Annotated in this window: 23 protein-coding genes, 1 tRNA gene and 1 riboswitch; of the genes, 12 read left to right on the top strand and 12 right to left on the bottom strand. The window is 56.9% G+C overall.

The annotated features are described in order from the left end of the window. Position 1: 1 nt before the first annotated feature. The 5 genes from cbiB to M8N44_RS02550 are packed head-to-tail and all read left to right on the top strand — an operon-like array spanning position 2 to position 4,165. Positions 2-985 (top strand): adenosylcobinamide-phosphate synthase CbiB, encoded by a 984-nt coding sequence (gene cbiB, locus M8N44_RS02570; protein WP_102728318.1) that lies wholly within the window; start codon positions 2-4, stop codon positions 983-985. A gap of 5 nt (positions 986-990) precedes the next feature. Next, positions 991-2,031 carry a nicotinate-nucleotide--dimethylbenzimidazole phosphoribosyltransferase gene (gene cobT, locus M8N44_RS02565; protein ID WP_102728317.1) on the top strand — a complete coding sequence of 347 codons (1,041 nt, stop codon included), beginning with the start codon at positions 991-993 and terminating at the stop codon, positions 2,029-2,031. Positions 2,032-2,050: 19 nt separating this feature from the next. Then, the gene (gene cobS, locus M8N44_RS02560) at positions 2,051-2,791 is read left to right on the top strand and encodes an adenosylcobinamide-GDP ribazoletransferase (protein ID WP_102728316.1); all 741 of its coding nucleotides are present in this window, start codon (positions 2,051-2,053) and stop codon (positions 2,789-2,791) included. Further along, positions 2,788-3,603: a cobamide remodeling phosphodiesterase CbiR gene (gene cbiR, locus M8N44_RS02555; RefSeq protein WP_180975171.1), complete on the top strand. Its 816-nt coding sequence runs from the start codon at positions 2,788-2,790 to the stop codon at positions 3,601-3,603. Before cobS ends, cbiR begins: the two co-directional genes overlap by 4 nt. Then, a complete protein-coding gene (locus tag M8N44_RS02550; protein WP_102728314.1) occupies positions 3,578-4,165 on the top strand; it encodes a bifunctional adenosylcobinamide kinase/adenosylcobinamide-phosphate guanylyltransferase in 588 nt (195 codons plus the stop codon). Before cbiR ends, M8N44_RS02550 begins: the two co-directional genes overlap by 26 nt. A gap of 7 nt (positions 4,166-4,172) precedes the next feature. Here M8N44_RS02550 and M8N44_RS02545 read toward each other — a convergent pair whose 3' ends face one another. Beyond that, positions 4,173-5,183 (bottom strand): acyltransferase family protein, encoded by a 1,011-nt coding sequence (locus M8N44_RS02545; RefSeq protein ID WP_102728313.1) that lies wholly within the window; start codon positions 5,181-5,183, stop codon positions 4,173-4,175. 144 nt (positions 5,184-5,327) lie between these two features. Then, a riboswitch (cobalamin riboswitch) is annotated at positions 5,328-5,475 on the top strand. Between the two features lie 104 nt (positions 5,476-5,579). Between M8N44_RS02545 and M8N44_RS02540 the strand changes: the two genes are divergently transcribed. Both M8N44_RS02540 and M8N44_RS02535 read left to right on the top strand, forming a co-directional pair. Next, on the top strand, positions 5,580-9,470 hold the full coding sequence (locus M8N44_RS02540; protein ID WP_180975170.1) for an autotransporter domain-containing protein: 3,891 nt from the start codon (positions 5,580-5,582) through the stop codon (positions 9,468-9,470). Positions 9,471-9,605: 135 nt separating this feature from the next. Beyond that, positions 9,606-9,688, top strand: a tRNA-Leu gene (locus M8N44_RS02535). Between the two features lie 200 nt (positions 9,689-9,888). Here the strand turns inward: M8N44_RS02535 and M8N44_RS02530 are convergent. The 6 genes from M8N44_RS02530 to M8N44_RS02505 all read right to left on the bottom strand — a co-directional run bounded on the left by M8N44_RS02530 (position 9,889) and on the right by M8N44_RS02505 (position 14,049). Beyond that, positions 9,889-10,458, bottom strand: coding sequence for a hypothetical protein (locus M8N44_RS02530; RefSeq protein WP_102727038.1), 570 nt, complete (start codon positions 10,456-10,458; stop codon positions 9,889-9,891). 293 nt (positions 10,459-10,751) lie between these two features. Continuing rightward, positions 10,752-11,177, bottom strand: coding sequence for an RHS repeat domain-containing protein (locus M8N44_RS02525; protein WP_102721817.1), 426 nt, complete (start codon positions 11,175-11,177; stop codon positions 10,752-10,754). A gap of 63 nt (positions 11,178-11,240) precedes the next feature. Further along, entirely contained in the window at positions 11,241-12,152 is a 912-nt protein-coding gene (locus M8N44_RS02520; protein ID WP_102749503.1) for a polysaccharide pyruvyl transferase family protein, read from the bottom strand. Next, positions 12,145-12,327 carry a hypothetical protein gene (locus tag M8N44_RS02515; protein ID WP_146021113.1) on the bottom strand — a complete coding sequence of 61 codons (183 nt, stop codon included), beginning with the start codon at positions 12,325-12,327 and terminating at the stop codon, positions 12,145-12,147. Before M8N44_RS02515 ends, M8N44_RS02520 begins: the two co-directional genes overlap by 8 nt. 218 nt (positions 12,328-12,545) lie before the next feature. Then, positions 12,546-12,956 carry a hypothetical protein gene (locus tag M8N44_RS02510; RefSeq protein ID WP_102727035.1) on the bottom strand — a complete coding sequence of 137 codons (411 nt, stop codon included), beginning with the start codon at positions 12,954-12,956 and terminating at the stop codon, positions 12,546-12,548. 1 nt (position 12,957) lies between these two features. Then, positions 12,958-14,049 (bottom strand): hypothetical protein, encoded by a 1,092-nt coding sequence (locus M8N44_RS02505; protein WP_146021112.1) that lies wholly within the window; start codon positions 14,047-14,049, stop codon positions 12,958-12,960. A 418-nt stretch (positions 14,050-14,467) separates the two neighbouring features. Between M8N44_RS02505 and M8N44_RS02500 the strand changes: the two genes are divergently transcribed. After that, positions 14,468-15,574, top strand: a complete 1,107-nt coding sequence (locus M8N44_RS02500; RefSeq protein ID WP_102727033.1) for a GntR family transcriptional regulator — start codon at positions 14,468-14,470, stop codon at positions 15,572-15,574. Between the two features lie 374 nt (positions 15,575-15,948). Beyond that, on the top strand, positions 15,949-17,193 hold the full coding sequence (locus M8N44_RS02495; protein WP_102727032.1) for a 6-phosphofructokinase: 1,245 nt from the start codon (positions 15,949-15,951) through the stop codon (positions 17,191-17,193). 98 nt (positions 17,194-17,291) lie between these two features. On the opposite strand, the gene M8N44_RS02490 is transcribed toward M8N44_RS02495, so the two are convergent. After that, positions 17,292-17,624 carry a hypothetical protein gene (locus M8N44_RS02490; RefSeq protein ID WP_146021111.1) on the bottom strand — a complete coding sequence of 111 codons (333 nt, stop codon included), beginning with the start codon at positions 17,622-17,624 and terminating at the stop codon, positions 17,292-17,294. 847 nt (positions 17,625-18,471) lie between these two features. Between M8N44_RS02490 and M8N44_RS02485 the strand changes: the two genes are divergently transcribed. Then, the gene (locus M8N44_RS02485) at positions 18,472-19,458 is read left to right on the top strand and encodes a hypothetical protein (protein ID WP_146018126.1); all 987 of its coding nucleotides are present in this window, start codon (positions 18,472-18,474) and stop codon (positions 19,456-19,458) included. A gap of 77 nt (positions 19,459-19,535) precedes the next feature. Further along, positions 19,536-19,823 carry a putative quinol monooxygenase gene (locus M8N44_RS02480; protein ID WP_022396729.1) on the top strand — a complete coding sequence of 96 codons (288 nt, stop codon included), beginning with the start codon at positions 19,536-19,538 and terminating at the stop codon, positions 19,821-19,823. Between the two features lie 107 nt (positions 19,824-19,930). On the opposite strand, the gene M8N44_RS02475 is transcribed toward M8N44_RS02480, so the two are convergent. From M8N44_RS02475 to M8N44_RS02465, 3 genes are all read right to left on the bottom strand, one after another. Continuing rightward, positions 19,931-21,826: an amidohydrolase gene (locus M8N44_RS02475; protein WP_102721824.1), complete on the bottom strand. Its 1,896-nt coding sequence runs from the start codon at positions 21,824-21,826 to the stop codon at positions 19,931-19,933. Further along, positions 21,813-22,424, bottom strand: a complete 612-nt coding sequence (locus M8N44_RS02470; protein ID WP_102728306.1) for an antibiotic biosynthesis monooxygenase — start codon at positions 22,422-22,424, stop codon at positions 21,813-21,815. Before M8N44_RS02470 ends, M8N44_RS02475 begins: the two co-directional genes overlap by 14 nt. A gap of 81 nt (positions 22,425-22,505) precedes the next feature. Continuing rightward, entirely contained in the window at positions 22,506-23,189 is a 684-nt protein-coding gene (locus M8N44_RS02465) for a hydrolase (RefSeq protein WP_102714102.1), read from the bottom strand. A gap of 57 nt (positions 23,190-23,246) precedes the next feature. Here M8N44_RS02465 and M8N44_RS02460 point away from each other — a divergent pair, with 57 nt between their 5' ends. Beyond that, entirely contained in the window at positions 23,247-23,585 is a 339-nt protein-coding gene (locus tag M8N44_RS02460; RefSeq protein ID WP_146021110.1) for a hypothetical protein, read from the top strand. A 6-nt stretch (positions 23,586-23,591) separates the two neighbouring features. Here M8N44_RS02460 and M8N44_RS02455 read toward each other — a convergent pair whose 3' ends face one another. After that, entirely contained in the window at positions 23,592-25,232 is a 1,641-nt protein-coding gene (locus tag M8N44_RS02455; protein WP_102728304.1) for a beta-N-acetylhexosaminidase, read from the bottom strand. Between the last annotated feature and the right edge of the window lie 81 nt (positions 25,233-25,313).

Genomic DNA, 25,313 nt, shown 5'->3' with positions numbered 1-25,313 from the left:
CATGCTTCCGTGCCCGTTCATCCTGCCTGCGGCCCTTCTGCTGGATATTCTGGCGGGGGATCCGCCCAACAGGTTCCATCCCGTCTGCCTGATCGGCTGGTGCGCGCGCCGCGCGGAAACCCTGGCACGGCGGCTGTGGGGAGGGACTTTTACGGCGGGAACGGCGGCGGCTTTAGGAACCTGCGCCGCCGCATGGCTTGCCTGCGCGGTATTCTGCCTTCCCTTTTCCGTCTTCCCCTCCCCGTGGATTCCCTGGATTCCGGCCGTTCTGGTCATTTACATCTGCATGGCCCCGCGCGGCCTGGCGGAACATGCGCTGCGGGTGGCGAACGCCCTGCGCAGCGGGAAGGACGGCGAGGCGCGGCACGCCGTTTCCATGATCGTAGGGAGGGACACGGAACGGCTGGACCGTCACGGCATGGCCAGGGCGGCTATTGAAAGCGTGGCGGAAAATCTGACGGACGGCGTCTTTTCCACCTTGTTCTGGGCTACAGCAGGCTGTTTGGCAGGAGGTCCTTTCGGCGCGGCCTTCGCCGCGCTGACGCACCGCGTTTTCAATATTCTGGATGCCATGTGGGGGAAAAAGAACGACCGGTACAGACGCTTCGGCACCTTTGCCGCCCGCACGGACGATGCGCTCAACTTTATCCCCGCGCGCCTCATCCTGCCGTGCATTTCCCTGGCGGCCCTCTTCGTGAAGGGAACCTCCGCCCGGAGGGCGCTCACTACGGGCTGGGCCTTCCGCCGCGCCCATGCCAGCCCAAACTCCGCCTGGAGCGAGGCGGCCTTCGCGGGCGCGCTGGGCCTCCGCATCGGCGGTCCGGTCTCCTACAAGGGGATTCCTGCGGACTATCCGTGGATAGGAACCGGGCGCACGGAAGCCGCCGTCAGTGACCTGGCCCTGGCCATACGCCTCATGTGGATGACCGCCGCCGCGGGCACGCTGGTCTTCTCCCTCATCCTTTTCTTCATTCCCCGCTTCTGACCATCATGAACAAACTGCATATTCCCCCGCTGGACGAACAGGCCGCCAAAACCGCCCTGGAACATCAGAAAATACTGGCCAAGCCCCCCCTCGCGCTGGGGAAGCTGGAACCCGTAGCCATCCAGATTGCCGCCATGACCGGCAATCCCGCGCCGCGCCTGAAGGACAAAGCCGTGGTCCTCTTCGCCGCGGACCACCACATTGCCGACCACGGCCTCAGCCTGACGTCCACGGACGTCACTTACATCCAGACCCGCAATTTCCTTCAAGGCGGCGGCACCATCAACGCCTTCACGCGCAACGCGGGAGCCCGCCTCTCCGTGGTGGACGTGGGCGTGAATTACGACTTCGGCGACCTGCCGGGGCTGGTGAAAAGAAAAGTTATGCACGGAGCCAACGATTTCAGCAGGGGCCCGGCCATGACAAGGGAACAGGCGCTGGAATGCCTGCAAGTGGGAATCGACATGGCCCGGGAGGAAAAAGCCAGGGGGCTGGACATCGTGGCAGCCGGAGAAATGGGCATCGGCAATACCACGCCCTCTTCCGCCATCGTGGCCGTGCTCACGGGAACCCCGGTGGAAACCGTGACGGGGCGCGGCTCCGGCGTCAAGGGGGAAGTCATCCGTAAAAAAATAGAGCTCATCGAACAGGGAATCGCCCTGAACAACCCCGACCCTTCCGACGCCATCGACGTGCTGGCGAAGGTAGGAGGACCGGAAATAGGGGCCATGGCCGGACTGATGCTGGGCGCGGCCTCCCTGCGCGTCCCCATCGTCATTGACGGCTTCATTGCCGGGGCGGCGGCAGCCATCGCCCAGGGCATACGCCCGGAAGCGGCTCAGTACTTCATCGGTTCCCACAACTCCGCGGAACCGGGGCACAAGCTCATCATGGACCACATCGGCGTCACCATGTACATGGACCTGGGCCTCTGCCTGGGGGAAGGCACGGGGGCGGCCCTGTTCTTTCCTCTGCTGGACGCCGCCACGCGCGTGCTGTCTGAAATGAAAACCCTGCCGGAACTGGACATCACCGTTCCGCGCTAACTCCTCCTTTCCCTGCGCCATGGCCGTCATTACCACCATCCGCTCCGCCTTCGGCTTCCTGACCCGGCTGCCCGTAGGCCCGTGGCCGCTGCAAAACGACCTGAACGGCATCTCCGCATGGCTCCCGCTGGTCGGTCTCGTCGTGGGAGGGCTGGCAGGCGGCCTGACCTGGGCGGCCACCCTGCTCTTCCCCTCGCTGGTCTGCGGCGTCATCGGCTGCGCCTGCTGGGTAGCCATCACGGGCGGCCTGCATCTGGACGGAGTGGCGGACTGCGGGGACGGACTGCCCGTGGAAGTGCCGAGGGAACGCAGGCTGGAAATCATGAAAGACTCCCGCCTGGGCACCTTCGGCGGCACGGCCCTGTTCTTTAACCTGGCCTTCAAGGGCGCCGCGCTGGCGGCGCTGGCGGCCTGCGGTTCATGGGAGCTGCTGCTCACGGCGTGCGCGCTGGCCGGGCTGCTGGCCCGCAGCCAGATCTTCATCGCCATGCGCTTTCCGGGCGCGCGCCCCGGCGGCATGGGGGAAGCCTTCAAGCAAGGGACGCGCCCCGTCCACGACCTGATAGCCGCCGCCGTCACCCTGGCTGCCTGCGCGCTGGCAGGATGGCACGGGCTGTACGCCCTGCTCACGGCCCTGGCCGGTTCCACGGCCCTGCTCCTGTATGCCCGCCGCCGCCTGGGAGGCGTCACCGGGGACGTGTTCGGCTGCACCGTGGAATGCACGGAATGGCTCGTCCTGCTCACCTTCTGCACCTTATGAAAACTCCGCACAAATGCCGCGTTCCGGGCCTCAACATCGGCTGCACCTCCTTCATCATCCCGGACTACTACGTCCCCGCCATCAGGGAATGCGTCCATTACGCGGATGACATCGCCCTGCTCCTGCTGGAAGCCGGAGAGCACGGGGAGGGACTCATTACCCCGGCGGAAATCCGGGAGCTGGCCGGAATCGCCGCGGACGCCGGGGTCAAGTGGAACGTCCACCTGCCCACGGACGGCGGCTTCGCCACGGAGGAATCAGGGCGCCGCTACACGGAAAACATCATCCGCGCCATTGACCTGACCCGGGAACTGGAGCCCCACACGTGGGTCATGCACGTGGTTACGGACCACATTCCCGGCCCGGACATGCGCCCCCATCTTACGGAGCGTGAAACGGAACGCATCCTCCGCAGCCTGGAGCAAATCACGCCCCATCTGCCCGCTCCGGAATGCCTGGCCCTGGAAAACCTGGAACGCCACCCGACCGACTACCTGGACAAGCTGGTCTCCGCCACGCCCCATTCCCGCTGCTTTGACATAGGCCATGTCTGGAAGGAAGGCCTGCGGCCGGAAGAACTGCTGCCGCTCTGGCTGCCGGACATACGCATGTGCCACCTGCACGGGCTGGAAAAACGGGACCACAAATCCCTGCACCACATGGCCGCCGCCACGCTGGACGCCATCCTCCACCCCATGTGGGACATCCGTTTCTCCCCCCTCATCACTCTGGAAGTCTTCAGCCTGGACGACTTTCTGAACTCCCACCAGGCCATGCTGGAATCCCATGAACGCTACATCTCCAAACACTGACGCCAATCCCGCACGCATGACGCTCGTCCTGGGCGGCATCAGAAGCGGCAAAAGCCAATACGCCGAACAGATAGCCGCCGGATTCGGGAAAAAAATCCTGTACGTCGCCACGGCGGAGGTGTGGCCCGGAGCCGGATCCATGGAATACCGCGTGCGCAAGCACCGGGAACGGCGCCCGGCAAGCTGGCTTACGCTGGAATGCCCCCGCCATGTGGCCGCCGCCGTCCGGGAATCCGGCCTGCTGGATCAGGTGGACGGCGTCATTCTGGAATGCGTAACCCTGCTCACCTCCAATACCCTGTACGCCCAGAAGGACCCTACGGACTACGAACCATTCCAGGAAGCGCTGATTGAGGAAATAGAGGCCTTGAAGGAACTTATCCCCCAATCCCCCGTGCCCTGGGTTCTGGTCTCCTCTGAAACCGGCATGGGCATCAGCCAGGCGGACGCGGAAACGCGCCACTACTGCGACGGGCTTGGCATCGCCAACCAGCTTCTAGCCAAAAGCGCGGACGAAGTTTACTTCATGGTTGCGGGGCTTCCCGTAACCGTAAAAAAATAGCAGACGGTCAATTCTTCAGCGCAATATACTTCAACACTGCCGGACACATCCGCGCCAGTAAAAAGTACAGTCCGCTCAGAGCCAGAAAAACAAGGGGTACGGCCATTCCCCATATCCAGAAGCTTCCCCTTGGAAAACCGAGCCTGAGCATGCCCTCATAAACCAGGGCATGCGCGGCATATACAAAAAAGACGGAGGGAGCCAAACGGGCGCAGAAAGAGGAGATTCCCGGAAAATACCGCATCATCAAGAAGGCGCAGGATGCCAGCCACAGCACGCCCATGCACAAGGATAACGCAGACTCCTGAACGGTGCTGTACATTTCCCATATAAAAATAACGGGAAACACCATCAGCACGTACAGCCACGCTTTACCGACTGCATTCTTCAACTCTTCAAGGGAATAACGGCACAAAAACATGCCAAGGGCAAATGCTCCAAAACCCCTGGGATGGATAACGCAGAAAACCTTGTCCATGTATTCGAAGGACAAGTAAAGGGAATTGCTCGTACTGAAAAGCACCAGGGAGGCCATGGACAGAATGAGCAGACAGGCCCGCGGCATCCGGAATAACGCTCCTGAAACCAGCACAAACACCATTAAATCCCGCAAAAACCATAAAACAGTTCCCAAAGGAGGGCGCCCTATTCCCAGACCGATCATCCATTTTACAATGTCCGCGGGAAACCCGAACAAGGCCATGGAAACGAAAATCCAAAACAAATAGGCACACAGAATCAGAAACGCTTTTCTCCAGTTAAGCCAGGGCACCGGGGCCGGGCTGCCCCCATACTTCCGGGCCAGGAAGTAACCCGCCGCCATGAAAAAGAAAAATACGCCCGCACGTGTTGCATACACAGTGAAGCCATGAGAAGCGGGAGTATGCTGGATCATGATAAGCAACATGGCCAGCACACGGATAATATCTACCCACGGGTCACGGCACTTCTCCGTCAGTTTCCTTCCCCGGACGATGCCCGGCGCATGTGAAGGAGAGTTCGTTAACGCTTCATACATATGCCAAATACAATAACGAACATCCGGGGCGCCATGATAGCATGGCCGTCCTTCATGGCAATACGAAACAGGGAGCCAAACGCAAGAAAAAGTTCCAATTGACAGGGTCCGGAGGATATGTTAGGCATGCCATGCCTCCCTCACCAACCGGAGGCGCTTCCGGGAAGCCCGTGGTACGGGCAGGAAATAGATGGGGAATCCGGTGTGAATCCGGAGCGGTACCGCCACTGTATATTGCACGGCTTAAAAACCTGCAATGAGCCAGATCGCCAGCCCCGAAGTATTTTATGAACCGCCGGCGAGTATTCCGGCATTCAGACCATACACATGCATTCATCCAACACGCTCCGCTTGAACGGAGCAGACTATGATGGTCCGGCCTCCTTGAAGTCCGGAATGTTCAACACTCCTGAAAAAACACCGTGCCACGCCAGGCACCGGATGCAGGCTGTGGCTATGACCCTGGCCTGCCTCGGCATGCTGGGAACGGTCCATGCCCAGGATACTGCCAGGGAAGACCTGGCCGGCGCTTATGACGCCACTGTAGCCAGAACCGCCTCAGATGCGGCCCTGGGAACGGTCTCCGCCACATTCAACGTGACAGGCTCCAGCAACGTGCGCGGAATCTGGGGAAAATCAGGCACCCTCAGCATTGGCGCGATTGCCGGGGATGCCGTATTCAACGTCTCCTCCACGGCAAACAACGCCTTCGGCATTGACACCTCCTCCGGAGTCAATGTGGACATCGGCACCCTAGCAGGAACATTCAACATCTCCGCAGCCAGAACGAATGCCACCGGCATCCGGAGCTACGGGAAAATACTCTCCATCGGAACGATCACGGAAGACGCCCTCATCTCCATCACGGCCAATTTCTCCTCCAATGGCATTTACGCCTATCAGGGGCGCCTGGACATTGGAACGATGGCCGGCAAAATCTCCGTGGACCTGGGAACAGGAAACTATGCGAGGGGACTGTATGCCTACGGAAATACCATGGACTACCAGGGCCCGCGCTACAAGGACGTCAACATCGGCACCTTTTCCTCCACCGGCAGCATTTCCGCGGCGACGGCCGGCGGCTACGGAGCCAGAGGCATCCAGTCCAACTACGGGCAGGTGAACATTACCCGGCTGGACGGTCAAATCACCGCAGCCTCCGGCTCCAATGATGAAAGCGAGGACTTTTCCGCCATCGGCATTGAAGCCAGGGAAAACATCACGCTGGGCGACATGGGAGCAACGGGAAGCGTTACCGCCACGACCAACGGCATGGACGCCTACGGCCTCTTCGCCGGAGAAGAAGGGGGTTACCAGACCCATTCCAATATTACCATCGGCAATGTGGGCGGCTCCATCCGGGCGGAAGCCATGGCCGGAACGGCCGCCGGGGCACGTTCCACGGGCTCCCTGTCCGTGGGAAACATCAGCGGTTTCATCTCCGCCTCCTCCACGGGAGCTGCGGAAGCCTACGGGCTGCTGGCGGAATTCTCCCTGACCACCGGCACTATCAACGGAACCGTCAGAGCGGCAACTGCCGGCAGCACGGCGGCGGCCCTGATGGGAGGAGCCGGCATCACGACGACCATCGGTTCCACCGGCGTCATTGAAGCAACGGCGACGGGGGACGAAGCAACGGGGTATGCCCTGTACAGCGGGTCCAATACGGGTTCCGGCTTCTCCACGGAAAACACGGCGGACAACGTCACCGTCCACGCCGGAGCTTCCATCAGCGGCATCTGGGAACTGGGCGGCTCCGGAGCGGAAGGCTCCGTGGATACCATTACGCTGCTGTCCGGAACGGACGCCGCTCCGGGACTGTTTGACTATACGGTGAGGACAACCGTCAACACCAGCAAGTCCGATACGGCCACCCACCATTCCTCCGTCACGCTCAACGTGGGCAGTGCGGACAACGAAGCGAACTGGACCATCTCCACGGAAAAAACTGCCGGCCTGTTCAACCGGGTCAACGTGGGCCACGGCTCTGCCGTCACCTTGACCGGGAACTCCCAGATACTCCGTGACGGGGCCGTCGTCAACAACCAGGGCTCCATCTCCGGCAGCGGCACGCTCACCATTGCGGAAGGCATGACGCTGCTCAACGGGACCCTGGTGCAGAATGCGGCGGGAACGGCCCTGGAAGTGGGCTTTGACGGCCTGAACGTAACTCTGGACCTGGCGCAAAACGCCACGGTAGGCGCCACGGTGCTCAACGCCACGGATTCCGCCTGGGTCGTCACGCTGGACCAGATCAAGAACGGCATCACCGCCATGTACGGAGCCAGGGTGGACAACTTCCAACTGGAAAACTACCGCATGAGCTACCGCCTCCAGGGCCAGGTATTCCTGGGTGAAGGCGCCCCCATCGTCGTCAACCCCGGAGAAAGCATCCATGTGGGGGAAGGCTCCAAGGTCATCATCGGGGAAAACCTGCCTGAGCACGGCATCGTGCTGGAAGGCGGGGAGGCTGACTTGAGCCAGTCGGACGCCGTCATTTCCTCCGGAGCCGTCAGCGGCGTTTCCGGACAACTGACGCTGGCGGGCAAGGATGAAAAGGAACAGACCCTGAACTGGGAACACTCCGGCACGGCAGGCTACAGCGCCTCCGCCGCCGACGGAGGCGCCTTCGCGAACCTCAACGTCACGGCACAGGATGTGAAGGTTGTCGCCAGGGGTTCCTATGCGGCGGAAAACGTCGTCATCAGCAACAACGCCACCCTCGTTCTGGACGGCTGGGACGCCAGTCTGGGCGTGGAAGGCGGGAGCATCCGCCTGGGTGAGGCATTCGCCCATCCGGCTAATCCGGGGCATCTGGTGCTGAACGGCTCCACCGTTCTATCCGGCGTGGAAACCAACAGCGGTTCTACCGTCTCCGGTTCCGGCGCCTTCAAGGGAGAGGTTACCTATTACGGCAGTGAAATCGTGATCGGCTCCGGCTCCTCCGCAGGCTACCACAACTATGAAGGCGGCCTGAACGCGTGGGGGGGAGTGCAGGAACTCACGTTCATCGTGAACGGAACGGCGGCGGCGGACGCCGCCCATACCGGAGCGGACACCTATTCCCAAATGAACGTCTCTTCCTCCTACCATGTGGATGGAGCGCACGTCAATGTGGTCATTGGAGACAACCTGCTTTTCAGCAAGGAACAAAGCTTCTCCCTCTCCCTGGTCAACCTGGACCCCGATACGGTCATTGATCCGGACGGATCCCTGTGGGACCTCACCGGCATCGACCCCACGCTGAAGGGCCGCACGGACCTGGTCACGGATACCGGCTTCACGGTTTCCGACGACGGCCTGCACCTGATTTTCAGCGGCAAGGTCAACATCAACGCCGTGAAGGCCCTGCGCGGAGAGGAAGCCTCCCGCATCGCCAACACGCTGTGGTCCTCCGTCCGGGTGGTGGACAGCTTCGCCCATACGGCGGCTTCCCAACTGGATTTCCGCGGACCGGGAGCGCGCAACATCTGGTTCTCCGGGCTGGGGGACTTCATGAACGTCTCCTCCGCCACGGGAGCCTCCGGCTTTGACTACAAGGGCGGCGGCTATGCCGTGGGCATGGACTACGCCTGGACGAAAAACTGGATATCCGGCGCGGCCTTCGGCCAGACCTTCGGTTCCTTCCACTCCGCGGACAAGCAGTTCAAGGCAGACCAGGACGGCCTGATGCTGGCCCTCTACCAGCGTTACCACCGCGACCTGCTCCGTGGAAACAGCGTGGACATTGACGGCTACTTCACCTACGGCCGCATGGACAACGATGCGGACGGCACGCTGGGCGGCAGACCCGCCACCGCCTCCTGGAACGATGACGTGTACGGCTTCGGCCTGAAGGGAACCTGGAACATCCGCCTGAGCAGCACGGATGTGCTGAAACCCTTCGCAGGCATTGAATTCCTGCACGGCTCCCAGGGTTCCTTCGGGGAGCGTTCCGGTTCCGGCACCGCCTGGTACCAGGACGGCTCCGTGCAGAACTGGAGCATCCCCGCCGGCGTCACCTGGCAGAAGCAGATCGCCGTCGGCAGGGGCCAGTACCTGCTGCCGCAGATGACGGTTGCCTACGCCGGAGACGTCTCCCGCCGCAACGCTTCCGTGAAAACGGACGCCTTCGGCACGCCCTTCCGGGTAGACGGCGTCCATCCGGGACGCCACGCCCTGATCGTCCATGCGGGGCTGAACTGGGTCATTTCCAGCGCCTGGAGCGCCGGAGCCTTCTACCATCTGGAACAGAGGGAACACATGACCAACCAGAGCGTTAACGCTACCGTGCGCTACTCGTTCTAAACGTTCTTCCCATTCGGAAACATTCCGGAGGGAATCCACTGTGGATTCCCTCCGTTTTTTCGGCAGGCTTCCCACATTCCACAGGAAATTCTTGACTCCACAGCCCTCTTGCCGCTTAATTCTTCCACTTCACGTGCCGTCGTGGCGGAATGGTAGACGCGCTCGACTCAAAATCGAGTTCCAAAAGAGTGTGGGTTCGAGTCCCACCGGCGGTACCAATAAATAAACCCTGAAAGCTTAATCCTTTCAGGGTTTTCTTTTATCAGTTAACAGCTCTCGGTTAAGAAGCAGAAAACTGAAAGCAATAATTTCCAGAAGAAACACTCGTGTGTTTATATAGATATAATTTCTGAAACTTTTTCCGGAACACTATATCTATAAATAAAATCATCAGTAATTACATACTTTATATTAAAAATTATTCTACTGTAATTTTCCAATATTCGCCCTCGCGATGTAATTTTACATGCAACAAATGAACTAGTCTTTCTGCTTCCCTGCAAAAATCTCCTACAATATCGTCATGGGATTCTCCTTGTTGAAGATGCCACCAATGGTATTCCATTTCCGGAATCAATCCAAATTCATCCACCCCTGTATAGTTTCCAAGTAAATCTGATAAATGCTGAAGCATGTCTTTTTCAGATTCTACTCCTCCTTTCAAACCACAGACAACATCTTGAAGACATCCAAGACAATAAAGCCTAACGGCATCCTTGCCTTTTGGAGGAATTATTCTGGCGGCTGAGGCAAATGCTCGGAGATCGTCCTGCAACTCAAAATAATTAATTGAAAGCTCTCCAAAATGCGAACTCAACAAAAGCAGGGCTTCGTCCATTTCTTCGCCCAGGGAATTATGTAAAGAATCAATTGCCCATTTCACATAATCATTTAAATCTTCCAAAAAGACTCCTTCAAAGGCCAGTACCTGCTTGCTTGTTGGCCGTGCAAGGAGAGCTTCAATCATGTTTTTTTCAATCTTTGCCATTAATTAATTCTTTTTATTATAAAGCCATAACTCCTCCTACAATAGCACCAATTGGGACAGTACCGATTTCCTCCGGTAATGCAATTTGAGGCCCCAATTGTCCACCAATGAAAGCAGCTAGCGCTCCTGCTAATGCACCTTCCCAAAATGCATCCCATCCACTGCCAACCGGTTCTTGCACAGGCCCAGAATCCGAAATTAGAACTTGAAATGGTCCAGGACCAGTAAGCAACGCCACTTCGTCTATCCATTCACGTACTACTTCCAATTCAGGATGTATCGTAATGAATTAATTATTTTATAGAAATAATCTTAGTGCAGTTCACTGCATTTAACCTAGCTTTCAAAAATTCCGTACGATGATTATCCCATGATTCTTTTGTACCATACTTTCTCCAATAATCTGTAAAATCTCTTTCACGACGTGTTTTGGATGCCGTGAACCATTGGAAAAATCTTTTTATATTCTCTTGACAACACTCTCCAAAGGAACACGATTTGACAGTAGGATGTTTTCCATCAAATGGACCTCTTTCTATTAAACCAAGTAAATCAACAAGCTTGACCGGATTATTGAGAATCATTCTATAAACATTATTCCCTATCTTTTCAGCAATAGGATCTCTATTGATCCACCTGCCGTCAGCTGAATTGTAATGACGATAATTGTAATAGACGAGAGTAAGTTCCTCATCACAATATTCGCTACTCCACTGCATAGGTTGAATCACATCTCCTGCCCATGCCTTTTCCCTGGAGAGGAGCTTATGGACGGAAACAGACTATTCGCGGACAAGGGAAAATATCTCGGGAAAAAGTACGGAAAGTTCAGAGTGAGGAAGGAGATTCGCTCTTGGATGATCGGACAGGGATTGACGATAAACTCCGGAAAGTTTTCCGTAGTTGTTGTCCAGGAAGTATACCCGGCATCCGGCAAGCAGACCTGCAATGCAGATGTGCAGGCGGTCTGAAATGACGATGTCCAATTCCTTCAGAATAGAGAGAAGGCCCCCTATTAGAAAAGCCTGCTCGGCAGAACCGTCACCCCAGCCATTCCAAAGATCGGAAATATCACGTCCCAGGATCAATTCCGCAGGCAGAGCGCTCTCCTTGCCCCGGCGCGGCAGAAAAGCCCCCTGCTGCCAGTAATTTTCGCGGAATGCGCAGAAAGAAGATTCCTGCACGGATTCCCGGATTTTTTCCAGGAGGGAAACCGCCCATGGTTCCGGACAAGCGGGAGTTCCCTTTTCTTCCAGGATAAAAGACGGCAAGGAATTAGGGCAGAAGTAAAGAGCCATGTCGTCCGCCGGGAGAAATTGCGCCCGATCATTGAGCGAAAGGCAATAATCCAGGGAACGCTGTTCCCGGCAAAAGACCAGGTGCCTTTCATCAAAGGAACGAATAAGAGAATCTACCTGATAAAAGCTGTGCGGAAGGATAATGCACCGTTCCACTGAGCGGGCCGTCAGTTCCTCTTTCTGCTCATCCAGAGAACCGTAAAAGGACACGAACCTTCCGCCACCGCCATACACCACATGCCGATGAGGTTTTTCCTGCGCCGGCAGATGATGGCGACGGAAAAACTGCCGCGTGGCGATGTCAATAAGCAAATCTCCTATGTTGCCATGGTTGGCGCAATATTGAAATCCACCCAGTTTAATGAGAGCAGGAAGAATGGAAATGGATTCAGGCATGCGGTATGATTTCACAAAATTCGTTAAGAGTGCCCAGGCAATCCCTGGAAGAAACGTGTGGCACTTCCAGTCCCATCTTGCGCCAGACGCAGATCTGGTGGAGAAGCTCCGTTCCGGAGCCTTCGCAGATGTTATGGAACACGTTGACGAATAATCGTTTAATTGGAATATTCATAATTGTATAGGGAATTGCAATGAATAAGAAAAAGAGATGGTCCATGCTCCTGACGAATATGGCGAATCCGGACGTGCTGAATCTCTCGTTGTGCGGTTAAAAAATGAGCTGCATGCAGCGACGCCTGCTCCATTCGGAGCATCCATGCCTATTGGCGTAAAACGGAAAGCTCCCGCCTTTGGGCATCCCCCCTTGAACGATAACGGATGGGCTGCCTGCTATTGACGGCTATCCGTAAAATGTTTGAAAAATGCCACCGCCCCCGCTTCCGGAATTGTAAATTCTGGATAATTTGCGTTGGTGAACAGTTTACGGGCTCCCCGGCCATTGACAGCTTCCACGGTCAGGGTAACCGCTTCCACTGTTTTGACCATGTCTTCGCTACCCTCCGTGGATGTGCCGGTCATGCACATATCCAGCCTCGCCCATGCCTGAACGGCCTTCCATTCGTCAGACAGAACGGTAAGGGCGGACACTACTTCGGAAAAAGCCTGCAACTGTTCCGGCGTCAGCTCCCGGTGCCTGTAGCGCTGATTCTGAACAAACCCCGCCATATCCGGGAAAACGGCAGTCAACGTGAATTCATCCCACTTGCCGGGTCGCGGGAAATAAAATTGTAATTCTTTCATGTTAAATTGTTTCTATTTTAAGATAGTCAGCCGGATTAATCCCTTGGATGACGCTTACCCTGAACATGGCCATCTCTGCGGAGCAAGTATCTATAATAGCGTAGTGGACGTCATTGCTGACGAGCCCCAGAGAAACTTCCCCCAGGTAATAAGCTTGTGGATTAAGATGACGGCGGTTGAAATTGTAGTGGTTCCCGTGCCCGGAGCTTATCCCCGTATGCCGGGCCAGATAAATACTGCAGGTACCGGATGAAGAGGGAACCGCAATCAAATCAAGCCGGGATACCCAGTCCAGGCTCAAGGCAGCCCAGGAAAGCTCCGTTACAACCTGTCCGTCTCCGGACCTGGCCACTACTTTTCTGCTGGCTGCATCCACATAAAAAAGCGGTCCGGGAATATTCTCCACCGTTGTGGCGGTGACGGTTCCGGAATACCCGGTCCAGCCGAATTTAGTTTGAGTCGCGGCCAAATTCACACCGGAAAGCAGAGACATCACCAGCGCATAGCTGCCGGTTCCGGCAGGGCTGATGGCTCCTCCGTAATTGGTATTGGTGACGGCAGACTTGACCAGGACGCATTTGTGCGCCGTCAGCGTGCCCGCCCAGGACAGCCCGCACCAGTCCGCCAAGGAACGCTCCATCTTGACGTTGCTTCCCTCCAGGGTGGTAACGGTTCCGTTCGCGTGGTCCAGATGGTACACATTCCTCAGAACGGACATGACGGCGTGGCTGCCCGCGTTGAGGCCGGTTGTGGAGGCTCCGGCCGCAAGCGCGGATACGGCATTGATACCGCCGTTGGCATTGACGGTTCCGGAAAAGGTGGACGCCTCCGCCGTCAGATTTTTCAAAACGGCATCTTCTCCCAGCCGAATGCCGCCCTGGGCAGCCAATCCCAGAGCGGCTACTTTAAAAGTCTGTGTTACCAGTGCATGTTCGTCGGACACCTCCACCGCATCCGTAGGGGCCACAAAGATATACTGTCCGGAGTTTTCCGTTTCCAGAACAGTCAGGCAAGAAGCATCGGAGAGAAGAGCCTGGACAGAGCATGCTGCCGTACATGTCAGCGCATAAGCCGCGCCCGGTATGGTATTCACTTTCATTGAGCAGATTTAGCACCGGAAAAGAGACAGGAATCATCCATGCTGATACGTGCATGCCTCCTGCCACTTCCCCGGAGGAAGGCACGCCGCATGCGGAGCCAACCGACATGAAAAAATGACACCGCTTGACAGAAAAGATAAACCAAGATGTTTATTATGAATATTTTATAAAATAATCACAAACCACTCACCTGCGAACGCGGGAAACATGTAATCCATTGATAATAATATATCCTTTACCCATGATTTCTCCACTTTCCGACATTAAAAAAGACCAGGGACTCATATTTTTATCTAGATTACAGAATTCCAACAACTTACCGCAACAAGGACATTCACGCTGAATTTGGCTGCGGAACCAATCCCTACAATTGACTCGAATTCACGCAAGGCAGTACGTATATAAAAGAGTATGACTTCGTTGCCCGCATCTTCATTGGTTGAAACCGTAGCCAATAAAATCAAACAGATGATCCTCAGCGGCAGCCTGGTCAACATCCTGCCCGGCGAACGGGAGCTCGGGCACAGATTGTCCGTAGGAAGGGAAACCGTCAGAAAGGCTCTGGCTCTTCTGGAGAGGGAGGCATGGATCGCTCCCGCGCGCATCAAGGTTCCGCGGCGCATCCTGAAAACTACGGAGGAAGGAGCGGGAAAAACCATCCCCTCCCATCCTGTTCAGGAAAAAAGGGGCATTATCGGCTTTCTGACGCCCCAGCCCCTCAAGAGGCTGGCGCAAAGCGTGCTGGCGGAGGTGTACACCATCTCCAAGATTCTGGAGGAAGACGGCATCAGCGTCCGCATTTTTGAAGCTCCCTGGATTTTAGGCAACAACCCGGACAAGCGTCTCGCCAAGCTGGTGACCAAATCCGAATGCGTCTGCTGGATACTCCACCGCTCCTCGGAACAGACCCAGCTCTGGTTCAAGACACACGGCATTCCCTGCATCGTGCGCGGCACTTCCTACCAGAGCAGCAACCTGCCCTATCTGGACCGCCATTGGGCGGCCACCACGCACCATGCGGCGCAGCACCTCTGGAACAAGGGGCACCGGACCGTCGGCCTGTGCCTCCCCCCGGACCCGTTGAAGGGCCACCAGTTAATGCAGAAGGGCTTTTTCAGCTTTGCGGAAAAGGGCTGGAACCCCGTGCTGATTCCCACCCCGTTTGAGACGCCCCTTTTCTTTGAATACCTCGCCAAAGCGTTCAAGGAACATCCGGACATGTCCGCCCTGGTAGCTACGCGGGGCAACCAGATCGTTCCCCTCCTTTCCTGGGTGGAAGCCCGCTCTTTAAGCATTCCGGACCAGCTCAGCCTGATCAGCCTGACGTATGAACCCTTCATGGAGCGCCTGCTGCCCACCATCACTTATTACGAGGAGAACCAGACAAAAACGGTTCACAAGCTCATCCGGATGCTCCGTGCCCTGACTGCGGGCAAAAACATCAAGAGCATCTCCGTCATCCCGGAAATCTACCCCGGGCAGTCCGTCTCCGTGCGCCACACGCCGCCGTCCGCATAAATACGCTTTCCCGGAAGAAACAAGGGACGCCATGGGCATAAAAAGGCGCGTAAACGCCATCTGTGCCCTGGTAATAAGCCCCAGGCTGTACAGCACGGATTTCCGCATGCCTCTTCCGCACACAAAACCCACCGGACCACCGGCGGCGCCCGCCTTGGGAGAACACCTGGCCGCCATCCCGGAAAAGCATGAAAACCGAATAGCGGATGCCCGGCGTTTCCCTCTCTTCCGCCCGGGCTGCGGGAGTCCCTCCGGCAGACCAATAATGTTTGACATCCCTCCGGGCTCCAGATAGGTTCGACTCTGATTTCATCCCCCGGCCCCCACGCTGCGGAACGGGGCTCCACAGAACTCTCCCATCCACCATTTCCCCCATGAAGCCATTGAAAGGAGCATGCATCATCGGCCAGTCCGGCGGCCCCACCGCCGTCATCAATGCCAGCGCGCTGGGGGCCATCCAGACGGCCCTGCAATGCGAACCGGTCACCCGCGTGCTGGGAGCCGCCAACGGGATTGAAGGAGTGCTGAAGGAACGCCTGTTCGATATGGCGCAGGAAGACCCGGAGGAACTGGAATTGCTGAAATACACCCCGGCCTCTGCCCTGGGCTCCTGCCGCTACCGGATGGCGGATCCCGCCGTGGATGATACGGACTACCGCCGCCTGCTGGAGGTGTTCCGGAAGTACGATGTACGTTACTTTTTCTACAACGGCGGCAATGATTCCATGGATACCTGCAACAAGATATCCAAATTCATGCAGCAATCCGGCTATGAATGCCGCGTGATCGGAATCCCCAAGACCATTGACAACGACCTTTACGGCACGGACCACTGCCCCGGCTTCGGTTCCGCCGCCAAATTCATCGCCACCTCCTGCATGGAGGTGCACCAGGATCTCCGCGTGTACGACAAAGGGCGTGTCACCATCGTGGAAATCATGGGCCGTCACGCCGGATGGCTGGCCGGTTCCGCCGCCCTGGCCACTTATGCGGGCGCCGGACCGGACCTGGTTTACCTGCCGGAAGTCCCCTTCCGCATGGAAGAATTCTGGCAGGATGTGGACCGGATTTACAAGCGTAACGGGAGCTGCATGGTCGCCGTCTCGGAAGGGGTGCAATATGCGGACGGCCGCTTTGTCGCGGAATCCGGGGACAGGGACGTCTTCGGCCATACGCAGCTGGGCGGACTGGGCGCCATGCTGGCGGAATCCGTCAAGCGGCAGACCGGGGCCAAGGTCAGGAGCATTGAACTTTCCCTCCTCCAGCGCTGCGCCTCCCACGTGGCCTCCAAAACGGACATTGATGAAGCCTACATGGCGGGGAAAGCCGCCGTGGAAGCGGCCGTTTCCGGCCAGACGGACAAGATGGTCGCCTTCGAACGGAGCACGGAAAACGGCATCTACTCCTGCAAGACCAAATTGACCAGCCTGGGAGACGTGGCCAACGTGGAAAAACTCGTCCCCCGTGAATGGATCAATACCCGCGGCAATGGAGTTGAACAGCCGTTCATCGACTACGTTCTGCCCCTCATCCAGGGAGAAACGGCCATGCAGAAGGAATGCTCCCTGCCCCGCTTTGCGAAGCTCAAAAAAGTGCTGGCGGACCCGGTACAGGGATAGCTTTTTTCTGGCAGCACCTTTTTCTCCATTTTCCATAACAGAGAGGAATTCAGCCTACCCGGAACTTCTCCCGGCCAGGTAAAACACTCGGCCAGCCACTAGCCCAACCCCTTTTCCGGCTCAAGGCAAATACGCGGGAAGGAGATTGCATAATTGACCGCAACTGCGGCATTCACGCTGTTTCCATAAGGTATGTACAACTTCTTGAAAAAGAAAAATCCCGGCAGGAAACAGGCTGAATGGCACGGCAGGGGCGGAAGAACATGAAAAAAGAGAAGGCGGATGCAACCCATGACTGCTTTTTCTCCAGTCCAAGAGGCCTTCCGTGCCGGCTTAAAAAGAACACCGTAATAACAGGAACGATAGTTCCCTTCATCATCCGGAAGAGAAAAATAAATTCGGGAAAGGAATCGGCCTGTTTCCTCATCCATGAACTTTATTTTCTCCATTCAATTTCTTCTCCGCGCCCGGATAATTATGGAAAAAACCGGCTTCCCGTTTAATCCCCAGATAAACTTTCCCCTATCATCTTTAACGAATTTATTTGCACTTTCTTAGAAATGTTTGAAATAAAGTTTTAAATTCCATTTTATTCATTTTCCGGTCTTATATTAGCGCGACAGAGGAACATTTTTCCCGATATTTCTGCAAGTGCCCTCATAAAGTCAGCTTCCTTTTCTTTTGAATATAATCCGGCCCTCAATCACCTTTCCCCCAGGGAATAAAACGGAACAACAAGATAAACTTTTGGTTCAGAAATCACCTGCGCCAAAACTCCACATCAAGATAAAAAACACTCATTGCCAACAAGTTTAAAACTTTTCTTCCCGTTATCATTTATCTTTCAATAAAAGTGAGCTGGACCCGAAGAAAAGGCTCCCCTGGCAATCCGTCCCCCCCAAGGAGGAGCCGGAACGGAGACGGTACAGAACTCCGGGACGGGGATATGAATCACTTTTCGGCTTCACGGGGATGGGAAACTCCTTTGTGCCGTTTCCCGTTGTTTTGTAACCCGCAATTCCGCAACACCCTTTTCTTCCGCTAGCCCTGCGCCCTGTTTCCTCTCTGGAAGATGATGGAACCGGCTTTTCCTCCATATTCAATTGTAGAATAATTCTTTTCCGGCATATTAAATTCAAATAGCGGGAAACAAGGAAATGAAAAATCTTGCAAGCAAGGGTGAAAAAAGGCTAAAATGATAAAGAGCTCCAAAATTCGACGCCTATCATTTCATCATGTAAAAACGGCTTGTTTCCGGATATTTTTTCGGAAACTGGCATGAAATCGGTCCCCGACCAGCTACTATCCAAGTTTTCCCCGCATGCCATGCTCGATTACCTGTTTCAACATTTTTATTCTACGCTGGCAATTGTTGCTTTTTTTATTGCCATCCTCATTCTGCGCGCCTGCGGCAAGCGCGGCAGGCGCTGGATTCCCGTCTCCACGGCGCCCTTCGGCTGCATGGCCTTCCTGGTCGTCTTTCTCCTGCTGACGGCCTTCATCATCTGGTTATTCAGCTTTTTCACCACGGGTCCCATGGTGGAGGACCTGGCCTTCACGCTTGCATGGCTGGCAGCCATGGCCTGCGCCCTGGCCGTCATTTCACGCCTGACCGAATACTGCCTGCAGCAGGACAAATCCGCCAGCAAGCTTTATCCGGGGGAATCCCGGAAGTTGCTTCCCGTCCAGCTCCGGAACAAGGGCATCCTGCTGTTCGTGCTGATCGGCGTCATCAGTTGCGTTATTGACATCATCACCGTACCCTTCCCGGTTCCGGAACTCCCGCCGGGGTCCGCGCTGTCTGCTGCCACCCTTGTTCCCCTGCCGCAGGAAGTGCCCGTGGAGGTCCATATCTCCTCCCGTGTCACCAACAGGTTTTTCGGAGAATGCGACTTTGACCTGACCGTCCGGGAGAAAGGCGGGAACAAGCATGTTTTCCCCGCCATCCTGATCAATCCCGGCGGGGAAAGCGCCATCACCATTTACAGGCTGCGGCCGGAGGAAAAACAACGCCAGGGCAGCTTGATATTCACCAATGGCATGCAAAGCTGCCTGTTCAACATGGATACCATGCGGATGAAGTCCCTGAGCGGTCCCGCCTCCAATTATCCCCCACCCACCCGGGAGGATCTGGATGGACAGGATATGGACCTGCGCCTGGAAACGGTGGGACTCTACCAGGGGCTTTCCTGCATACGCGGCGCGGAGCATACGGATACAACGCGCGCCTATGTTCTGAAAATCCTGAAGGATACGCAGCCATGACCGGAACGCCTCAAAAGGGTCGTTGACACGGGCTCTCCCGCTCCCTTACTCTGGATACGGCCAAAACAGCCATAGCCATGATTAAGATTACAGCCAAAAGCATCGTCAAAGCAGGAGCCAGGGAAGAATTCATCGCCACCGCCCGGGAACTGGTGGAAAACAGCCGTGCGGAAGCCGGCAACGTTTCCTACCACCTGTATGAGGACATTGATGACCCTAATATCCTGACATTCATTGAAGAGTGGAAGGACCAGGCAGCCGTGGACGTTCATGCGGATTCCGAGCACTTCCAGCGCATCATCCCACTCCTGAGCGACATGACGGAGGAAGCCATTGAAATTTCCCTGTACCGGGAAGTGCTGTAACTCCGGCAGGAAAAACCGCAGCCTTATTCCCTACCCCTTCCGGGAAAGGAAAAAGCGCCCCGTCCCACCAGGGAGACGGGGCGCAGGAAGCTTCGCATCATTTACCGTCAGAATGCGAAGCAACCACACCCGGAGCCCCAGAAATCGGAATACCTGGGCCGCGACGCATTCGCCGCGCCCTCCATCAGCATGAACGCGGAATGCATGCAGCCGTGTTCATGGCAGTGTGAGGAATGCCGGTGCTCCTGCTGGAAAGGCACGCCGGCCCTGGCCGCCTTCTTCGGGTCCAGGGGAGCGCCGTATCCGCCGAACACGGCAATGGGGGACCACTCGGGCAGCACCGGAATGGGCGCCGGGTCCAAATCCTTGAACGGTCCCGCGGCATAAACGATTTTGCCGTCCATGACGGTCAGCACGGATTCTATTCCCTTGATCTCCTCTTCCGGAACGGAGAAATAATCTTCGCTCAGCACGACCATGTCCGCCAGTTGACCGGGAACAATCGCTCCTTTTTTGCCCGTCTCGGAGGAAAACCAGGTGCTCCCCTGCGTATAAAGCCGGAGGGCTTCCTCACGGGAAAGGCAGTCTTCCTCCCGGTACATCGGTTCTCCGCCCACGGTCTTCCCGGTGGTCAGCCAGTACAGGGAAACCCATGGATTGTAGCTCGCCACGCGCGTGGCATCCGTTCCGGCCCCTACGGGAATGCCCATTTCCAGCATTCTGCGCACGGGCGGCGTATGTTCCGCCGCCTCCTTGCCGTAGCGGTCCATGAAATATTCCCCCTGGTAGGCCATGCGGCACTGCACGGCAATGCCTCCGCCCAGCGCCTTGACGCGTTCCAGATTCTTCTCGTCAATGGTCTCGCAGTGGTCGAAGAACCAGTGCAGGCCGTCAAAGGGAATCTCCCGGTTCACTTCTTCATACACGTCCAGAAAGCGGGAGATGCTCTCATTGTACGTGGCGTGCAGCCGGAAAGGCCATTTGTTGGCGGCCAGCAGGCTGACCACCCCCTTGAGTTCGGATTCCATGTCTCCGGGGAGGTCCGGACGCGGCTCCAGAAAGTCCTCAAAGTCCGCGGCGGAAAAGACGAGCATTTCACCCGCTCCGTTGCAGCGGTAATAATCGTCCCCCTCTCCCGGCCTGGTCATCCTGATCCATTTGGCAAAGTCCTCCTTCTCTTCCTTGGGCCTTTGGGTAAACAGATTGTAGGCAATCCGCACGGTCATTTCCCCGCGCTTGTGCAGCTCTTCAATCACCTGGTAGTCCTCCGGGTAATTCTGATAGCCGCCTCCTGCGTCAATGATGCTGGTCAGGCCCAGGCGGTTAAGTTCTTTCATGAAATGCCGGGTGGAATTGATCTGGTGTTCCAGGGGCAGTTTGGGCCCCTTGGCCAGCGTGGCGTAAAGAATGGTGGCATTTGGCCGCGCAATCAGCAGGCCGGTGGGATTGCCCTCGCTGTCGTGCTGGATTTCCCCGCCCGGAGGGTTGGGCGTATCCTTCGTATACCCGCAGGCGCGCAGGGCGGCCTTGTTGAGCATGGCGCGGCAGTACAGGTGAAGCACAAAAACGGGCGTATCCGGCGCCGCCTCATTAATCTCCTCCAGCGTAGGCATCCGGCGTTCGGCAAACTGGAACTCGCTCCAGCCGCCCACCACGCGCACCCACTGTCCCGGCGGCGTTCTGCGGGCCTGCTCCTTGAGCATGCGCATGGCGTCCGCCAGGGAGGGCACGCCGTCCCAGCGCAGTTCCATATTGTAATTCAGGCCGCCGCGGATCACGTGCAAGTGGGAATCGTTCAGGCCGGGAATGACGGTCCTTTTCCCGGCGTCGATCACCTGGGTATCCGGCCCCTTGTACTGGGCAACGTCCTCGTCGGACCCCACGGCCAGTATCTTTCCATCCTTGACGGCGACGGCGCGGGCCATCGTTCCGCGTTCATCCAGCGTTGCTATGTTGCCGTTTGAGATCATCAAATCGGCGTAAACCTTATCATTGTTTTTCATTGTTTTCATCATGGTTCGGGGTTGTTCCCGGAATGGTTCCGGCCTGCGCCCTGAAAAGCCAGGGAGACAGAATGCTGCTGATCAGCGGCATGAATACCCAGGTCAGCAGCGCCACCACACAGGCGTTGAACAGGAAAAAGGAGAGCCATGCGGGCAAAAGGGCGCGGATGGGCCCTCCCACGGTAATGTTCAGAAGAAAGATGACCAGGCACACGCCCAGATAAGTAGCCGCCGCCGTCTTGTAGCGCGGCGGCGTCATCATCGGGGTGCCCGGCTGGTTCAACCAGGCGTCCAGGCCGTTCATCTCCTGGATATGGGCCTCCCCTTCCGTATGGGCTCCCAGCAGCTTCATCCAGCGTTCGTACTCCGGGGAGGAAACCAGGGCTTTTCTGGCGGCGGCGCTCGCGAAACGGTCCACCACCACATACTCCCCGTTTCCGTCGGAGGGCCGCAGGACGCTGATGCCCACATGCCCGGGGCAGCTCAGCACAAAATTGACGAAATCCCGCATGGCGTGCTCAAACTGGCCTTCATGCCCCGGCAGAATATGCCGGCGCACCACAACGGTCACTTCCTCTGAAGGATTGATGGCGTTCATGCCTGATGAATGTTCAGGTTTTTTCTTCCGGCGCGCACCCCCGTGTTAACGGAGGGAGCGCCGGAAAAACTCTGCGGGCAATCAGGCGTCATGCTTCACCACCTGCGGGGACAGGGCGGACTGGGGAGCATGGTGAACCATCGTGTAGGCGTACTCCACGCCCACGCCGTAAGCGCCGCCCTGCTGCTTGAGCAGATTCATCAGGGCGTCGTAATGTTCCTTGTTCTTCCAGTCGCGCTGGAACTCCAGAAGGGCGCCGATGGTCGTCAGCCGCGTGCCGCCCGCCTGGACGATGCGGGAAAGGGCCGCTTTCTGGGCGTCCTTGGAGGTGGCGCCGCAGCAGTCCTCCACCACGTAAATGTTATAACCGTCGCCGATCATCTCAATAGCCGGCCACGTGACGCACACTTCCGTCCAGAGCCCGGTAAGGAGGATATTCTTGCGGCCCGTCGCCTTGATGGCCTTCCGGAACTCGTCGGAATCCCAGGAATTCATGGACGTGCGTTCAATGACATGCTGGCCTGGAAAAATATCCAGGAGCTGGGGCCAGACATAGCCGGAAAAGCCCTCCGTTTCCACGGCCGTAATCACGGTGGGCACCTGGAACAGCTTGGCGGCCTTCGCCAGCAGGGTGACGTTATTGATCAGATCGGCACGGTTGATGTTGGCTACGCCAAAGGTCATTTGGGGCTGGTGGTCAATGAAAACTACGGCAGCGTCTTCCGGCGTATACAGCTGATGATAATGCGAGGATATCAGGGACATCGTCTTATTCTCCTTATTAATCTATATTTAATTGCTAAAAGCGGGCATTGGCAGGTTTTGAAACTGCTGGCCCATGGTTGGTTGGAGGCCGGTTTCCCCGTTTTTGTTGACACTATGCCAAAGTGTGACCAACCGTTAAAAATGGCTGGCCTCCTGAAAAAACGCTCCATCCCCCACCGACCGGAGCTGAAAGCGAAAATGGCCTCTTCGGAAAAAGACAGTCATCGCCTCATGCAAGGCGCCCGCATCTCCGGAGATCACGCCCTCGCCTTCGCGAACACTCGGAACGACATAAAACAATCGCCCGGGCACAGCCCCGCCGGAAAGGAAAATCCCAACACGCCCCTGCCGGAAGAAACGCCGCTGCGCAACGGGGCGTGGACCGCTGCGGGGTGATTTGGATTACTTCCCTTCCCCGTGCTTGATGTTCAGGACATCCAGAATCTTCTCATACCCCGGCAGACGCCTCTGGAAATCCTTAAAATCCTTGTCCTCCTTCCGGCTCCAGCCCGTCTCCGCATAAGCGGCTATGCGGGGAAAAACGCGGCGGTGCAGCTTTTCCACATCCGCAATCCACTCCGTCCAGACCTGGCAGCCAAGACCGATGACATTCTTCTGCTCTTTCGGCTTCAACCCCGCAAAAACGGGTTCAAAGGAATAGGATTTGGACAGGGGAAGCTGGCCGTAATCCTTATTCATATAAGTCATGCGGGAAGTGGAATTGACCACCTGGTGGCCTTCCCGGATCGCCTTGGCGGCTATTTTGTCGGCCCCGCACCAGAAATGAATAATGGCCTTACCGTCCAGCTTGCCCAGAGCGGCCCCCTGGCCGCCGTCATTGTGCACGTCGGACCCCAGAATTTCATTCCATCCGATCATCCGTACTCCCTTCTTTGCCAGCATGCCGGAAATCCGGTTCGTAAACATGATCTGAAGATCAGGGAATGTCTTGATCCCCTTCTTCTTCATGAACTGCTCAATGTGGGGTACGTCGGCCCAGTACTTCTTATAGCGCACCTCGTCCCCGCCGATGTGGATGATGCCGCCGGGAAACAGGGCGACCAGTTCCGTCATGACATCTCCCAGAAACTGATAGGTCCGCTCGTTGGTGGGATCAAAGGCAGTTCCGTCATTGAAGCTCACGGGAATCTCCGTCACGGGCTTGGCGGACAACTTCAATTCCGGATAGGAAAACGTAGCGGCGGCGGAATGCCCCGGAATATCTATCTCCGGCACAATCGTTATGTTCCGGTCGGCCGCGTAGCTCACAATACGCCTGATCTGCTCCTGCGTATAAAAACCTTCATGGGGCCTGCCCGCATACTTGCCGCTCCCCCACGTCTCTATCTCCGTGTCTCTCCGCTTGCTGCCGATGGAGGTCAGCTTGGGATACTTTTTAATCTGGACGCGCCATCCGGCATCGTCGGACAAATGCCAGTGCAGGATATTCATTTTCAGAAGCCCCATCTGGTCAATCAGCCTCTTCACCTCCTCCTCTCCAAAAAAATGCCTCGCTTCATCCAGCATGAAGGCGCGCCACGCAAACCGCGGGTAATCCAGCATGGAAAAAGGCTTCTCCGCCACGGTCCAGCTTACGGCGCCCTTGTCCGCTCCACCGTCAAAAAACGCGGCAGGCAGCATCTGCGCCAGGCTCTGCCCGGCGTAGTACACCCCTTTTGGAGCAGCGGCCTTGATCACGATATTTCCAGGCGCCGCCTCCAGCCGGTAAGCCTCCGGTCCGTACTGTTTCAGGGAAGCATCCTTCTCAATGCGGATAGTTTCTGCGCCCCCCGCCCCTGCCAGGGACAGTCCTGTTCCGCGTGATAAAAACTGCTGCAGCAGCCGGGCCTGCCGCTGGAACCCGGCGTCCTTCTCCCGGCACACGATGCGCGTGCCTCCATCCAGCTTCACGGGCTTTGCCGCGTTCCCGTCCGCAACCTTGACGGATACGGGCCGGGGAATGATCTGGTCCTGCGCGTTCACGGGCATGCAGCACACTCCGGAGAGCAGGAAAAGGAATACAGGGGAAACATAGCGGAACATCGTATTCAGTATACACCACTTCTCCCGGGAGTCTTTCCTTTTCTTCCCGCCTTTTCCTTAATCCCGTTAAAAGAGTCCGGA

The organism is Akkermansia massiliensis (assembly GCF_023516715.1).
Taxonomy (GTDB): domain Bacteria; phylum Verrucomicrobiota; class Verrucomicrobiia; order Verrucomicrobiales; family Akkermansiaceae; genus Akkermansia; species Akkermansia massiliensis.
This window is presented reverse-complemented; position numbering and strand designations above follow the sequence as displayed.

Bases quoted from the DNA above. Each gene is read 5' to 3' on its own strand.
- cbiB (WP_102728318.1), top strand. From the start codon at position 2: ATGCTTCCGTGCCCGTTCATCCTGCCTGCGGCCCTTCTGCTGGATATT.
- cobT (WP_102728317.1), top strand. From the start codon at position 991: ATGAACAAACTGCATATTCCCCCGCTGGACGAACAGGCCGCCAAAACC.
- cobS (WP_102728316.1), top strand. From the start codon at position 2,051: ATGGCCGTCATTACCACCATCCGCTCCGCCTTCGGCTTCCTGACCCGG.
- cbiR (WP_180975171.1), top strand. From the start codon at position 2,788: ATGAAAACTCCGCACAAATGCCGCGTTCCGGGCCTCAACATCGGCTGC.
- M8N44_RS02550 (WP_102728314.1), top strand. From the start codon at position 3,578: ATGAACGCTACATCTCCAAACACTGACGCCAATCCCGCACGCATGACG.
- M8N44_RS02545 (WP_102728313.1), bottom strand. From the start codon at position 5,183: ATGTATGAAGCGTTAACGAACTCTCCTTCACATGCGCCGGGCATCGTC.
- M8N44_RS02540 (WP_180975170.1), top strand. From the start codon at position 5,580: ATGTTCAACACTCCTGAAAAAACACCGTGCCACGCCAGGCACCGGATG.
- M8N44_RS02530 (WP_102727038.1), bottom strand. From the start codon at position 10,458: ATGGCAAAGATTGAAAAAAACATGATTGAAGCTCTCCTTGCACGGCCA.
- M8N44_RS02525 (WP_102721817.1), bottom strand. From the start codon at position 11,177: ATGCAGTGGAGTAGCGAATATTGTGATGAGGAACTTACTCTCGTCTAT.
- M8N44_RS02520 (WP_102749503.1), bottom strand. From the start codon at position 12,152: ATGCCTGAATCCATTTCCATTCTTCCTGCTCTCATTAAACTGGGTGGA.
- M8N44_RS02515 (WP_146021113.1), bottom strand. From the start codon at position 12,327: ATGAATATTCCAATTAAACGATTATTCGTCAACGTGTTCCATAACATC.
- M8N44_RS02510 (WP_102727035.1), bottom strand. From the start codon at position 12,956: ATGAAAGAATTACAATTTTATTTCCCGCGACCCGGCAAGTGGGATGAA.
- M8N44_RS02500 (WP_102727033.1), top strand. From the start codon at position 14,468: ATGACTTCGTTGCCCGCATCTTCATTGGTTGAAACCGTAGCCAATAAA.
- M8N44_RS02495 (WP_102727032.1), top strand. From the start codon at position 15,949: ATGAAGCCATTGAAAGGAGCATGCATCATCGGCCAGTCCGGCGGCCCC.
- M8N44_RS02490 (WP_146021111.1), bottom strand. From the start codon at position 17,624: ATGGATGAGGAAACAGGCCGATTCCTTTCCCGAATTTATTTTTCTCTT.
- M8N44_RS02485 (WP_146018126.1), top strand. From the start codon at position 18,472: ATGAAATCGGTCCCCGACCAGCTACTATCCAAGTTTTCCCCGCATGCC.
- M8N44_RS02480 (WP_022396729.1), top strand. From the start codon at position 19,536: ATGATTAAGATTACAGCCAAAAGCATCGTCAAAGCAGGAGCCAGGGAA.
- M8N44_RS02475 (WP_102721824.1), bottom strand. From the start codon at position 21,826: ATGAAAAACAATGATAAGGTTTACGCCGATTTGATGATCTCAAACGGC.
- M8N44_RS02470 (WP_102728306.1), bottom strand. From the start codon at position 22,424: ATGAACGCCATCAATCCTTCAGAGGAAGTGACCGTTGTGGTGCGCCGG.
- M8N44_RS02465 (WP_102714102.1), bottom strand. From the start codon at position 23,189: ATGTCCCTGATATCCTCGCATTATCATCAGCTGTATACGCCGGAAGAC.
- M8N44_RS02455 (WP_102728304.1), bottom strand. From the start codon at position 25,232: ATGTTCCGCTATGTTTCCCCTGTATTCCTTTTCCTGCTCTCCGGAGTG.